Annotated in this window: 10 protein-coding genes; 9 read left to right on the top strand and 1 reads right to left on the bottom strand. The window is 63.3% G+C overall.

Annotation, left to right across the window (positions count from 1 at the left end):
* Nucleotides 1-56: 56 nt before the first annotated feature.
* A complete protein-coding gene (locus tag ACODS4_RS20950; RefSeq protein WP_488867147.1) occupies nucleotides 57-971 on the bottom strand; it encodes a LysR substrate-binding domain-containing protein in 915 nt (304 codons plus the stop codon).
* 216 nt (nucleotides 972-1,187) lie between these two features.
* Between ACODS4_RS20950 and ACODS4_RS20955 the strand changes: the two genes are divergently transcribed.
* The 9 genes from ACODS4_RS20955 to ACODS4_RS20995 all read left to right on the top strand — a co-directional run bounded on the left by ACODS4_RS20955 (nucleotide 1,188) and on the right by ACODS4_RS20995 (nucleotide 12,199).
* Nucleotides 1,188-2,051, top strand: coding sequence for a transporter substrate-binding domain-containing protein (locus tag ACODS4_RS20955; RefSeq protein WP_488867149.1), 864 nt, complete (start codon nucleotides 1,188-1,190; stop codon nucleotides 2,049-2,051).
* A gap of 70 nt (nucleotides 2,052-2,121) precedes the next feature.
* Entirely contained in the window at nucleotides 2,122-2,805 is a 684-nt protein-coding gene (locus tag ACODS4_RS20960; RefSeq protein ID WP_488867151.1) for an aspartate/glutamate racemase family protein, read from the top strand.
* Nucleotides 2,806-2,867: 62 nt separating this feature from the next.
* The gene (locus ACODS4_RS20965; protein ID WP_488867153.1) at nucleotides 2,868-3,527 is read left to right on the top strand and encodes an amino acid ABC transporter permease; all 660 of its coding nucleotides are present in this window, start codon (nucleotides 2,868-2,870) and stop codon (nucleotides 3,525-3,527) included.
* Nucleotides 3,528-3,560: 33 nt separating this feature from the next.
* Nucleotides 3,561-4,337 carry an amino acid ABC transporter ATP-binding protein gene (locus ACODS4_RS20970; protein WP_488867155.1) on the top strand — a complete coding sequence of 259 codons (777 nt, stop codon included), beginning with the start codon at nucleotides 3,561-3,563 and terminating at the stop codon, nucleotides 4,335-4,337.
* Nucleotides 4,338-4,514: 177 nt separating this feature from the next.
* Nucleotides 4,515-5,783 carry an NAD(P)/FAD-dependent oxidoreductase gene (locus tag ACODS4_RS20975; RefSeq protein WP_488867157.1) on the top strand — a complete coding sequence of 423 codons (1,269 nt, stop codon included), beginning with the start codon at nucleotides 4,515-4,517 and terminating at the stop codon, nucleotides 5,781-5,783.
* 50 nt (nucleotides 5,784-5,833) lie between these two features.
* A complete protein-coding gene (locus ACODS4_RS20980) occupies nucleotides 5,834-7,588 on the top strand; it encodes a thiamine pyrophosphate-binding protein (RefSeq protein ID WP_488867159.1) in 1,755 nt (584 codons plus the stop codon).
* 632 nt (nucleotides 7,589-8,220) lie between these two features.
* A complete protein-coding gene (locus tag ACODS4_RS20985; RefSeq protein ID WP_488867161.1) occupies nucleotides 8,221-10,002 on the top strand; it encodes an ABC1 kinase family protein in 1,782 nt (593 codons plus the stop codon).
* A gap of 46 nt (nucleotides 10,003-10,048) precedes the next feature.
* Nucleotides 10,049-10,963, top strand: a complete 915-nt coding sequence (locus tag ACODS4_RS20990; protein WP_488867163.1) for an SAM-dependent methyltransferase — start codon at nucleotides 10,049-10,051, stop codon at nucleotides 10,961-10,963.
* A gap of 48 nt (nucleotides 10,964-11,011) precedes the next feature.
* A complete protein-coding gene (locus ACODS4_RS20995; RefSeq protein ID WP_488867165.1) occupies nucleotides 11,012-12,199 on the top strand; it encodes a cytochrome P450 in 1,188 nt (395 codons plus the stop codon).
* The last annotated feature ends 152 nt before the right edge of the window (nucleotides 12,200-12,351 follow it).

Genomic DNA, 12,351 nt, shown 5'->3' on the forward strand with positions numbered 1-12,351 from the left:
GCCTGCTTCACCGCTTGCCTGCATCTCTTGAATTGAGTCCGTGCGCTAGCGGACGCTCAATGATCCGCAGTGGCGATCCGCTCGTATTTACGGGTTTGACGGATCAGCCAATCGCGGAACAGAATGACGCTGGGGTGATGGGCCTTTCGCTCTGGATAGACCGCATAATAGGAGTCGCCGGAGCGGATGGCCTCGCCAAACGGCATGTGCAATTCACCGCGCGCCAATTCCCGCTCGATGTAGCAGGTCGGGATCACGGCGATGCCGATGCCGTGGACGGCGGCGTTGATTAGCATGTCGTTGTGGGCGAAGCGGTTGCCGTGAATCCGTCCATTGTAGTTCAGTCCGGCCACGCGCAGCCAGTGAAGCCACAGGCTGGGTCGGCTGGCGTTCTGCAACATCGGGAATTTGGAGAAATCCAGTGGGTCCAGCGTCTCCCCGGCGGCGATCAGAGCAGGGGACGCGACGACCGCCAGCTTTTCCGCGAACAGCTCGATCGACCGAGCGTGCAGCCATGTGCCGACGCCGCGCAGAATGGTGATGTCGAACCGCGTGGTGTCGAAGTCGGTGGTTGGCAGAGCCGGCGAAACCTCGATCGGGATTTCGGGGTGGGCGGCGATGAAGGACCCCAAGCGCGCCGGCAGCCAGCGTGAGGCCAGCGTGTGATGGGTTCCGATCATCAGGGAGGAATCGACGCTGCGTCCACGGACCGCGTCGATCGAGATTTCCTGCAACTTGTCGAGCGTCAGCGCCAGATCGCGGTAATAGGTGGCGCCGACCTCGGTCAGGACCAGACGGGGGCCGGAGCGGTGAAACAGGGTGACGCCGAGAAACTCCTCAAGATTTCGAATCTGCCGACTGATGCCGCTTTGGGTCAGGCCAAGATCTTCCGCAGCCTTGGTGAAATTCATGAATCGGGCGGCCGCCTCGAAGGCGTGCAGGGCCGAAAGGGAGGGGAGATAGCGTCGCATGGCTGCCCGTCTGCTGCATCATGAATAAAAATCATGGTAGACGCATTTTTCAATGTTTTTCTCGGCGCACGACATGCGTCATCAAATAGTCTCATGAACGGAAGCTTCCCGCCCGAAGGGAAAGGCCAAAGACTGCGGAATTGGAAATGTTCCTCGATCAAGTCGCCGCCTCAGGTTGAATGGAACCCGGAAATATTGAACGGACAGGGGGTCAATATGGTCAGCAGACGCGATTTCGCCGGACTTGTCGGAATTGCCGCCGTCGGAACGGCTGCGGTTGGCGCGGGCGCTCTGGCGCTTCCCACGTCGGCGCAGGCTCAGCAGCCGACCGCCGGATCGACCTTCGACCGCGTCCGCAGCGCCAAGAAACTGCGTGTCGCCGGCATCGTCGGGACGGAACCCTATTATCACAAGGACATCGCCACCGGCGAATGGTCCGGCTTCTGCATGAGCATGGCGCGCGATCTGGCGAAGTCGCTGGAAGCGGAGTTGGAGATCAGCGAAACCACTTGGGGCAACGCCGTTCTGGATCTGCAAGCCAACAAGATCGACATCATGTTCGGCCTCAGCCCCACGCCGTCGCGGGCGCTGGTGGTGGAGTTCACGCGGCCGATCATGCAGAACACCTTCACCATCATCACCAAGAAAGGGCTGGAGCCGAAGACGTGGGAGGAGCTGAACAAGCCCGACATCCGCGTCGCGGTGGACATCGGCTCCACCCATGATCTGTTCGCCCGCCGCGTTCTGCCGAAGGCCACGCTGATCGCCCTGAAGACCCCGGATGAGGCCACGCTGGCCGTCCAGACCGGTCGGGCCGATCTGGTCATCCAGGTCGCCATGCTGTCGCTGGTGACGGTCAAGAAGAACCCGAATGTCGGGAAGATCGTCATTCCCGGCCCGGCCATCCGTCAGCCGACCTGCGCCGGCGTGCGGGCCGAGGACAGCGCGCGTTTCCGCACCTTCGTGGACAATTGGTTGGAATACAACCGCTCCTCCGGCGTGGTCACTGACTGGATCACCGCCAGCCTTGCGCTGGTCGGCATCCACAAGGAGGACATCCCGTCCGAACTCCAGTTCTGACGGCGGCGTCCTCGGTTTGGGCCCCCGGGTTTGGGGCGCGTGCGGACCGATTTTTGCGGGGAGACCGGACGTGAGCAGACCGCTTGGCGTCATCATGCTGGACACCGCGTTCGAGCGGCCGGTCGGCGACGTCGGCAACGCCGACAGTTGGCCGTTTCCCGTGCTCTATCGGACGGTGTCCGGCGCGCTGCCCCGCGACGTCGTCGATGGGCGCGAGGGCGGGCTGTTGGAGGCCTTCGTCGAGGCGGGCGAGGATCTGATCCGCCAGGGGGCGGCGGCGCTTTTGACCTCCTGTGGATTCCTGGTTCTGCGTCAGCGCCAGCTCGCCGCCCGGCTGTCGCGCCCGCTCGCCACCTCCAGCCTGCTGCAATTGCCGCAAATCGCGGCGATGCTGCCGACCGACCGCCGGATCGGCGTCGTCACCTACGACGCGGCCTCGCTGACGTCGGCGCATTTTCGCCAAGCTGGCTTGGCGGAGACGGCATCCTTGCCGCCGGTCGCCGGTCTGCCGCAGGGAGGCGCTTTCCATCGGCTGATCGAGAAGAACGAACCTTACGACCGGCTGTGTCTCGAAGCGGAGTTGATGGCGGTGGTGGAGGGGCTGTTGCGGCGGGAACCGGCCATCGGGGCCATCCTGCTGGAATGCACCAACCTGCCGCCCTTCACCGACGTGATCGCCGCCCGGTTCGGGCTTCCCGTCTTCGATGTCCTGACGCTCGGTCGCTGGCTGCATGCCGGACTTCCGCCCGCCTGACGCCAACGGCCACGCCAGCGGTCCGCCGGACTCCGGACGGACCACACACACGGGATTGATCGATGCAGTATCAATGGGATTTCGGTTTCCTGCTGCAATACAAGGGGCTGATCGGGGTCGGCATCCTCTATACGCTGGCATTCACCATCGGCACGGCGGTGTCCGGCCTGTTGGTGGGGTGCCTGATCGCGCTGGCCCGGTTGTCGAACATGCGCGTCGCCACGGTGGCGATGACGGGCGTCATCGAGATCTTTCGCTGCACGCCGGTTCTGGTGCAACTGGTTTGGGTCTATTACGCGTTGCCGATCCTGACCGGCATCGAACTCAGTCCGTCCGTCGCCGCCTTCATCACGCTGACGCTCTATGGCGCCTCCTTCTTTGGCGAGATCATTCGGGGCGGCATCATCTCCGTCGATATGGGGCAATGGGACGCCGGTCGGGCGCTGGGCATGCGCCGACACCAGATGATGGGCCGGGTGATTCTGCCGCAAGCCTTTCGCCGGATGGTGCCGCCGCTGGTCAACCAGACGGTGCTTCAACTGAAGAACACGTCGCTGCTCTCAGTGCTGGCGGTCCCGGACCTGCTGTATCAGGGACAGCTCATCACCTCGGCGACCTACCGACCGTTGGAAACCTACACGATGATCGCCGTCATCTATTTCATCATCCTGTTCCCGCTGACGCGCTTCGCCCACGGGCTGGAAGCAAGAATGAGCCGCTGATGGCGCACCACCTGTTGCGGGAGTGAAAAAGACATGTCCGCCCAGAAGATGATCGAGCTGGTGGGGATCCGGAAATCCTTCGGCACGCTCGCGGTCCTGAAGGACATCACGCTCAGCGTCGCCAAGGGCGGCGTCGTGGCGCTGATCGGGCCGAGCGGTTCGGGGAAATCCACCCTGCTGCGCAGCATCAATTTGCTGACCGTGCCGGATCAGGGCTTCATCCGGGTCGGCGAGCAGGCGTTGGACTTCACGCGCGGCCACCGGCTGCCGGGCGACCGCGAACTGGCGGCCTTCCGCGCCAGGACCGGCATGGTCTTCCAGAATTTCAACCTCTTCCCGCACATGAGCGTGGAGGAGAATGTGATGGAAGGCCCGGTGACGGTCCTGCGGATGCCGAAGGCGGAAGCGCGGAATCTCGCCCACGGCCTGCTCGCCAAGGTCGGGCTGGCCGACAAGGCCGCCGCCCATCCCGACAAGCTGTCGGGCGGGCAGAGGCAGCGCGTCGCCATCGCCCGCGCCCTGGCGATGAAGCCGGAGGTGATGCTGTTCGACGAGGCGACCTCCGCCCTCGACCCCGAACTGGTGGGCGAGGTGCTGGCGGTCATCCGCTCGCTCGCCGCCGAGGGAATGACCATGCTGCTGGTGACGCACGAGATGGCCTTCGCCCGCGACGTCGCCGACCGCGTGGTGTTCATGCGCGACGGCTGCGTCGTCGAGGAAGGCCCCGCCCGGCAGGTGATCGACGCTCCGGCCCAGCCCGCGACCCAGGCGTTCCTCAGCCATTTCCACAACGGGCTGGGGCCGTCCTGACGGCGGTTTTCACCCTGATGGACTGACGGTCGTCCAGTCCGGCTTCCTTCCATTGCAATCTTCCGGCATCGGCCCGTTTTCGGGCGGCGGTGAACGGCGCTTCGCGCCCGGTGGTCGGCGCCGCACGGCTTCGGAATGTCCCACGGCTTGCCTCTCAGAAGGCGTGAAAGGGCGGTCATGCATGCAGTTGTCTCAGGGGCGGGGATCGTCGGCGCCAGTTGCGCGCTGGAACTCGTCCGTGACGGTCATCGGGTGACGATCCTCGAACCGGAAACGCCCGGCGGGCGCCAGTCGGCCAGCTATGGCCATGGCTGCTGGATCAGTCCGGCCTCGGTGGCGCCGATGTCGATGCCCGGTCTGTGGCGGCAGGTGCCGGGATATCTGCTCGATCCGCAGGGGCCGCTGGTCATCCGCTGGAGGCATCTGGCGCGGCTGGCGCCCTGGCTGATCCGCTTCGTGATGGCTGGCGCCACCGTTGGCCGGGTCGAACGGACGGCTGCGGCGCTGGCGACGATTCTGGCCGACAGCCCCGACCGCCACATGGCGCTCGCCGAGGAGGTGGGGTGCGGTGAGCTGATCCTGCGGGATGGGCTGCTCTACGCCTATCCCGACCGGACGGCGTTCGAGGCTGAGGCGCTGTCCTGGCGGCTGCGGCGGATGACCGGTCTGACCTGGGGCGAACTCGATCGCGCGGCGCTGAAGGAACGCGAACCCAGCCTGTCCGAACAGTACGGTTTCGGCGTGCTGGTGGAACAGGGCGCCCATTGCCGCGATCCGGGGCGATACGTGTCGATGATCGTCGCGCACGCGGTGGCGCGGGGCGCCCGCCTGATTCCGGCCCGCGCCACCGGCTTCGCCTTCGACGGCAGCCGCTTGACCGCTGTGGAGACCGATGGCGGCGCCATCATCCCGTGCGACCGTGCGGTGATCGCGTCGGGCGTCCGCTCCAAGAGGCTTGCGGCCCTCGTCGGCGACCATGTTCCGCTGGAGGCCGAGCGCGGCTATCACGCCGTCGTCGAGGACGGGGCGGTCGGCCCGCGCCATCCGGTGATGCCCAGCGACGGTCGCATGGCGAACACCCCGACGGTGGGCGGCTTGCGCCTTTCGGGTCAGGTTGAACTGGCTTCCGTCGATGCGGCGCCCAACTGGAAACGGGCCGACATCCTGGTCGGCCACGCCCGCAAGACCTATCCGGGACTGCCGGACGGGCCGGGGGCGGTGCGCGACCGCTGGATGGGCCATCGCCCCTCGACGCCGGACGGGCTGCCGGTGATCGGCCCGGCCTCGCGCTCGTCCGACGTCATCCACGCCTTCGGCCATGGTCATGTCGGCTTCGCCAGCGGGCCGATCACCGGCCGCATCGTCGCCGATCTGGTCGCCGGCGCCACTCCGGTTCGCGACGTGACGCCTTTTGCCGCCGGCCGCTTCACCTTTGGCCGGATTTAGGTCCTGGCCCCAACCCTCAAAATGACCTTTCGCTTCCAAGGAGAAGATCGATGCGTGGCGCGGATATCCTGGTGGAGATGCTGATCGCCTATGGAGTCGACGTGGTGTTCGGCGTTCCGGGCGACACCAACGTGCCGTTCTACGAGGCGTTGCAAGAGCGTGAAGGGCAAATCCGCCATGTCATGGCGCGTGACGAGCGGTCCGCCGGATACATGGCCGACGCCTATGGCCGCTTCACCAGCAAACCGGCGGTGTTTGAATGCCCCTCGGGCGCCGGGGCGATGTACTCGCTGCCGCCGGTCGCCGAATCCAACGCATCGTCCGTGCCGGTGATTCTGCTGACCATCGACATTCCGCTGCCCGGCGAGGGGCGGGGCGTGCTGACCGAGTTGGATTGCGCCCGCCTGTTCGAGCCAGTCACCAAGATGTCGGCGCAGGTGAAGTCGGTCGAGAAGCTGCCGGAGATTCTCCGCCGCGCCTTCCGCGTCGCCTGTTCCGGCAAGCCGGGCGCCGTGCATCTGCAAATCCCCGAGGACATGCTGCGCGCCGAGGTCGATCCGGCCCGCGTGTCGTTGCATGTCGAGCCGGAATGCGCCAGCTTCCCCGCTTTCCCAACCCTGCCGACCCCGGACACGCTGCGCCGGCTGATGGCGCTGCTGACGGCCAGCGAACGACCGCTGATCGTGTCGGGCGGCGGGGTGAACCGGTCCTGCGCCGGGCCGGAGGTGACGGCGCTGGCCGAGCGGCTGAACATTCCGGTCTGCACCACGATGACCGGTCAGGGCGCCATGCCCGACGATCATCGCCTGGCGGTCGGGGTGATCGGCGACAACGGCTATCATCCCCATGCCAACTGGGCGCTGGAGCATGCCGACTTCGTGCTGTTCGTCGGCTCCAAAATGGGATCGGTGGTCACTATTGGTTGGACCTTCCCGAAGATCACGCTGAACAAGCGCGTCGCCCAGATCGACATCGATCCGGAGATCATGGCCAACAATTACGAGAATGTTCTGTCGGCGCCGGGCGACGCCAAGCTGACCCTGGCGCAGTTGATCGACCTCGCCCCGACCGACCGCGATCAGGGCAAGACCCAGCCTTGGGTCGATGAACTGAACGGGTTGCGCGCGGAGTTCTGGCGCAACGCCGAACCGCTGCTGAATGCGGAAACCCTTCCCTTGCGGCCGGAGCGGGTGGTTCGCTGCTTCAACGAGGCGCTGGAGAGCTACGGCAAGTCGGCCCACATCTATTCCGACGCCGGAACCCCGACCCCTTACATGACCCGCTTCCTGAAGCTGAAGGACCGGCGGACCCGCTTCGCGATCCCGCGCGCTTTCGGCGGACTCGGCTCCGCTCTGCCCGCCACGGTCGGCGCCTGGTTCGCCGACAAGGACCGCCGCCCCATCGGCATGTTTGGCGACGGTTCTTTCGGCATGGCGGTGGGCGAGTTGGAAACGCTGGTCAGGTTGCAGGTGCCGGCCGTGTTGCTGCTGTTCAACAACGGCTCCTTCGGCTGGATCAAGGGGCTTCACCGGTTGCGCGGCCACAACCAGTGCTTCAGCGTCGATTTCATGCCGCCGCAGGGGCAGGCCATCGCCGAAGCCTTCGGGGTCAAGGCCTGGACGGCGCGGACATCGGCGGAACTGGACAGGGCGCTGGCGGCGGCCTTCGCCTACGACGGCGGACCCTGCCTGATCGACATCCATGTCGAGTCCATCGCCGACCGGGTGCCGCCCGTCTATTCCTGGCTGTCCAAGCGCGGGCAGGATCCGCTTGCCATCGAAAGCGAGGATGTGCGTTATGCATAGAAGGTGTTTAGAGCGGATCGCATTAAATCGATGTCGATTTGACGCGTGACTCTGCTCGATAAATCAAAGACTAGAGCGCCGCGCGCTAAATCTGAAGCAGCGCGGCGCTTGTCTTATAGAAATCTTGGCTCATTCTGCAAGAGCAAGGATTTTCGGCGGAGCCTCACGCCGGGCGCCGCCGACTATCTCAACAATTTCTCCATCACGCTAAAAGCCGAGCAGAAGGAACTTTATGATTTCTTGTGGAAAAAACGAGCCGTACGACCACGCGTTACCCAGAATCTGTGCTTTTGCGGAGCGTATGTTTGTTGTCAGTGACGAATTAATACTTTGTGATTGATATTTTATGTGAAAGTTTCTTGAAAAATACATGGAACAAATGATTTTTACTGAGAGCGTCGGTTTTCTGGCCAGAGTCACGGCTTTCCTCAGAAGAAGCGGAGGGGCGTTCGTGTCATAAGCGTTGCCTGGAGACTGCGGCGTGATTGGGCGACGTTGGCGGCGACGCCGACGTGGACGTCGCGGCTCCAACACCATCGGTTGTGGTCTCATTGTTCTTGTAATGCGATTTCGCTGCGGGCAAGGTCTTGCTGCGGTTGATGGAAACGCGGTTGCCACGGAAAAGGTCGCGGATGCTCGGACGGGAATGGTTGCCAACCCCGCTGGAGGAGGGGAAGGACGCGCGTTTGGTGGAGATCCGCCCAGCCGGTTCGCCGCCGCGATTTCCCTTTTGGCGTATGGTTCGCGTCTTTGCCGCGTATCATTGGACGACGTTGCGCCGCCGTCTGGCTGGCGGCGACGATCCCGATGAACGGGCGATCCGGTTGCGGCAGGCCTTTGAGGAATTGGGCGGTCTGTGGATCAAGATCGGTCAGTTGTTATCTCTGCGCACCGACGTCTTTTCCGCCGCCGTCTGCCGCGAGCTGTCTCATTTGCAGCACCGGGCCATCGGCTTTCCTTACGAGGACGCGCGGCGCATTCTGCGCGATGAACTCGGCGTCGAGGTGGAGGAGGTCTTCTCCGAATTTCACGCCCAACCACTGGCCGCCGCCTCGATCAGCCAAGTGCATCTGGCGCGTTTGCGGTCCAACGGCGCGCTGGTCGCGGTCAAGGTGCGTCGGCCGGAAGCGGAGGAGGCCTTCCAACGCGATTTGCGGCACATCGGCGGTTTGATCCGATTGCTCAATCTGCTGCGTCTGGCGCCGCACATCCATCTGAGCGACGCCTTGTGGGAACTTGAGCAGATGGTGAGGGAGGAGTTGGACTTCCGCTATGAGGCGGCCAACACCCGACGCATGCGCAAGAGCCTGCAAGATCATGGCATCTATGTGCCCAAAGTGTTTCTGGAGCAGTGCAGCCGCAATGTGCTGACCACCGAATATGTCGGCGGCGTGCTGATGTCCGACTACATCCGCGTCGAGATCGAGGATCCGGCGCGGGTGGCCCGCTGGCGCGCGGTCAACGGCGTCGACCCGCGCAAGGTGGGCAAGCGGTTGCTGTTGTCGATCATGCGGCAGTTGTTGGAAGACAACCTGTTCCACGCCGACATTCACCCCGGCAACATTCTGCTGCTGCGCGACAGCCGTTTCGCCTTCATTGATTTTGGGGTGATCGGAACGTGCGAGCGCGAGTTCCTCGCCAATTACAAAATGTCGCTGTTGGCGATGGCGCAAAAGGATTTTTCCAAGGCGGCCGACCTGACTCTGCGTTTCGCCATCGCGCCGCCGGCCTTGGGCCAGATCAAGGCGCTGCGGCTTGAGCTGGTGCGTTCTTTCCGCTGTTGGGAATCCCGCAGCTATTTGACCGGCTTGGGCTATCACGAGCGTTCGCTGTCGAGCGCCGGGATGGATTCCGGCCGTATCATGGCGCGTTATCAGGTGCAGTTGAGTTGGGAGTTCATGCGCATCAGCCGGACCTGGGGCACGCTGGACGCCTCGCTGAACTATCTGATTCCCAGCGCCAATTATGTCAATTTGTTCAAAAGCTATTTCAAGGACATGAAGCGCCGCCGCTACGTCGGCGGGCGTGCGGTGCAGGGCGCGCTTTCCGCCGTTCAGGGCTTTGTTCAGACCGTGGAGGAGGCCAAAACGACGCTGGAGCCGGGGTTGCGCCGCCAGGCGCTCGTCGGCTCGGCGATCGGCAGTTTCTCCGAACGGGCGTTGCAGGTCGTCGCGATGCTCTTCCGTTTCCTGCGCATGGGCGTGGTCATCACCATGGTGTTCGTCGGCCTGCTGTTCATCGATTTGTATCACCCCTGGATCCTGCCGTTCAGCGGCCATGATTGGTTGGATCATCTGGCGGGGGATGTCCAGGGATTGACATATGAGTGGTGGCTTGTCGGTTTGTTCCTCTTGATGGTTGCAGTTGGCGCGATAAGCAGTGGTATAAAGGGTATCGAGCGGCGGACCGAATAACCTTGAACGCGCATGGCCGGGCGCATGACCTGAGGAGGATGCCGGGATGACGACAGCAGCGACGCCGACCGCGCCACGGACGTTCATGGACCGGCTGCGGGAAAGTTGGGCCTATTTCCGCTGGTTCTACACGCCGTTCGGCGCGATGTCGGCCAAGGACATCTATGAATTGGTGTCCACCAATTCCTTCAGCCGGGAAGGTTTGTACCTGAATCTCGGCTATTGGAAGGACGCGCGGACCATCGACCAGGCTTGCGTCGCCATGGCCGGGCTGTTGGCGGAAACCGCCGCGCTGGGGCCGGACGACCGCGTCGTCGATGTCGGATTCGGCTTTGCCGATCAGGACATGTACTGGATGGAGCGATTCGGCCCGCGCAAGATCACCGGGTTGAACATCACGCCGTCGCAAGTCGCGTTGGCCCGTCGCCGGGTCGCCGAACGGGGGATGAGCGAGCGCATCGAGTTGTTGGAGGCGTCGGCCACCGCCATGCCGCTGGAATCGGGTTCCTGTGACAAGGTGTTGGGTCTGGAATGCGCCTTTCATTTCGACACGCGGGAGGATTTTTTCCGTGAGGCGTTCCGTGTGCTGAGGCCCGGCGGTCGGCTGGCGCTGGCCGACGTCATCCCCAACCGACCGGTTTCCGGCGCGTTCGCCCGAAAGGTGCAGAAATCGAACTGGAACAGCTTCGTCACCAAATATTCGGTGCCGGCGGCCAACGCGGATTTTCCAGAGCAATACGCCGAAAAACTCAAGGCGGCGGGCTTCGTCAACGTCAAAATCACATCGATCTGGGAACATGTCTATCCAGGACTGCACAATTACATGAAGACCGAACCGGAAATGCTCAAGCGTTTCCATCCTCTGGCGCGCTTTCCTTATTACGTCAGCTTGTTCTTCAAACCGGAATCGGTCTTTTCCGCTTATGATTACGTGACGGTTTCCGCTGACAAACCGGCCTGAGGGACGGCGACGCCAACGCATTCAAAAAACGCGAGAAAGGGACGTTCCGTGACCGAAGCCAAGCGGGGAGACATTGTCGGTTTCGATCTGATGGACCCGTTGGTCCACGCGGACCCCTATCCGACCTATGAATGGCTGCGCCGCAACGCGCCGGTCTATCACTTGGCCGGATCGCAAACCTATGTGATTTCACGATTCGCCGATGTCGAGCGAATCCTGCACGATCATCAGACCTTTGGCTCCGACCTTGGTTTCAAGGTGCCGCTGATGTCGATGGTGATGATGGACGCGCCGGACCACACCCGTCTGCGGCAAACCTTCAACCGCGCCTTCACCCCGCGCAACATTCAGCAATTGTCCAGCCGGATCGAGGCGATCGCCGAGGATTTGGTGTCCGGTCTGGGCGGCCCCTGCGAGTTTGTCCAGGCGTTGGCCAATCCGTTGCCGGTCACGGTGATCTGCGAGATGTTGGGCGTGCCGTTGAAGCAGCGCAACAAAATGAATCGCTACGCTCGCGACGCGCTGCTGGCCAGCTTCGCCCGCACCGGCATGGGCAGCCCGGAATTGCGGGCGGAGGCGGAAGTCGGCTTGCGCGCCCTGATGGAGATCCTCGACGAAGCCATCGCGACGCATGTCAAGGATCCGCAAGACAACATCATCTCTTCGCTGGTCGCAGAAGAGCGCGAGGGGGTGGTCACACGCGAGGAGTTGCGCAATCTCTGCGCCGTTTTGTTGATCGCCGGGCATGAGACCACGGCCAATCTGTTGGCGAATGGCGGCTATATTCTGGCCAATCGGCCAGATTTGTTCCGTCGCTTGCAAGAAGACCAAACAGTGATTCCCAGTTTTGTCGAGGAGCTGTGCCGCACCCGCCCGCCCCTGCAACGCATCATGCGGCGGGCGAAAACGGCGGTGGAGGTGGCGGGCACGCCGATTCCCGCCGGATCGCTTCTGATGCTGCTGCCGGGTTCGGCCAACCGCGATCCCGAACGGTGGAGCGACCCTGACCAATTCGACATCGACCGCGTCAGGCGCGGGCATCTTGGCTTTGGGGCTGGGGTTCACGTCTGTCCCGGCGCCTCGCTCACCCGGCTTGAGGGCAAAATCGCTTTTGAGGTGCTGGCGCGGCGGGTGCGCGGCCTAACCCTCGACCCAGACCGGCGACCGTCGCCGATCGTCGGCTATGGCGCCGGCAGTTTGGGATGGAACACCATGCCGCTGATCGTCGATGTTTGAGCGGGACAACGCGATGACCATGAGTAAGGCATGATGCAAGCGTATTCAACCAAGGCAATATCTTGGGCGGTTTGACTAATCCAATGGAATAAACATTTCCTTTGGCTTGTTGCTTTCGTACCCTCGGGGGGCCGGGACGGACGTGCTCGATG

The organism is Azospirillum sp. FG154 (assembly GCF_057809575.1).

Bases quoted from the DNA above. Each gene is read 5' to 3' on its own strand.
- ACODS4_RS20975 (WP_488867157.1), top strand. From the start codon at position 4,515: ATGCATGCAGTTGTCTCAGGGGCGGGGATCGTCGGCGCCAGTTGCGCG.
- ACODS4_RS20985 (WP_488867161.1), top strand. From the start codon at position 8,221: ATGCTCGGACGGGAATGGTTGCCAACCCCGCTGGAGGAGGGGAAGGAC.
- ACODS4_RS20950 (WP_488867147.1), bottom strand. From the start codon at position 971: ATGCGACGCTATCTCCCCTCCCTTTCGGCCCTGCACGCCTTCGAGGCG.
- ACODS4_RS20955 (WP_488867149.1), top strand. From the start codon at position 1,188: ATGGTCAGCAGACGCGATTTCGCCGGACTTGTCGGAATTGCCGCCGTC.
- ACODS4_RS20990 (WP_488867163.1), top strand. From the start codon at position 10,049: ATGACGACAGCAGCGACGCCGACCGCGCCACGGACGTTCATGGACCGG.
- ACODS4_RS20965 (WP_488867153.1), top strand. From the start codon at position 2,868: ATGCAGTATCAATGGGATTTCGGTTTCCTGCTGCAATACAAGGGGCTG.
- ACODS4_RS20980 (WP_488867159.1), top strand. From the start codon at position 5,834: ATGCGTGGCGCGGATATCCTGGTGGAGATGCTGATCGCCTATGGAGTC.
- ACODS4_RS20970 (WP_488867155.1), top strand. From the start codon at position 3,561: ATGTCCGCCCAGAAGATGATCGAGCTGGTGGGGATCCGGAAATCCTTC.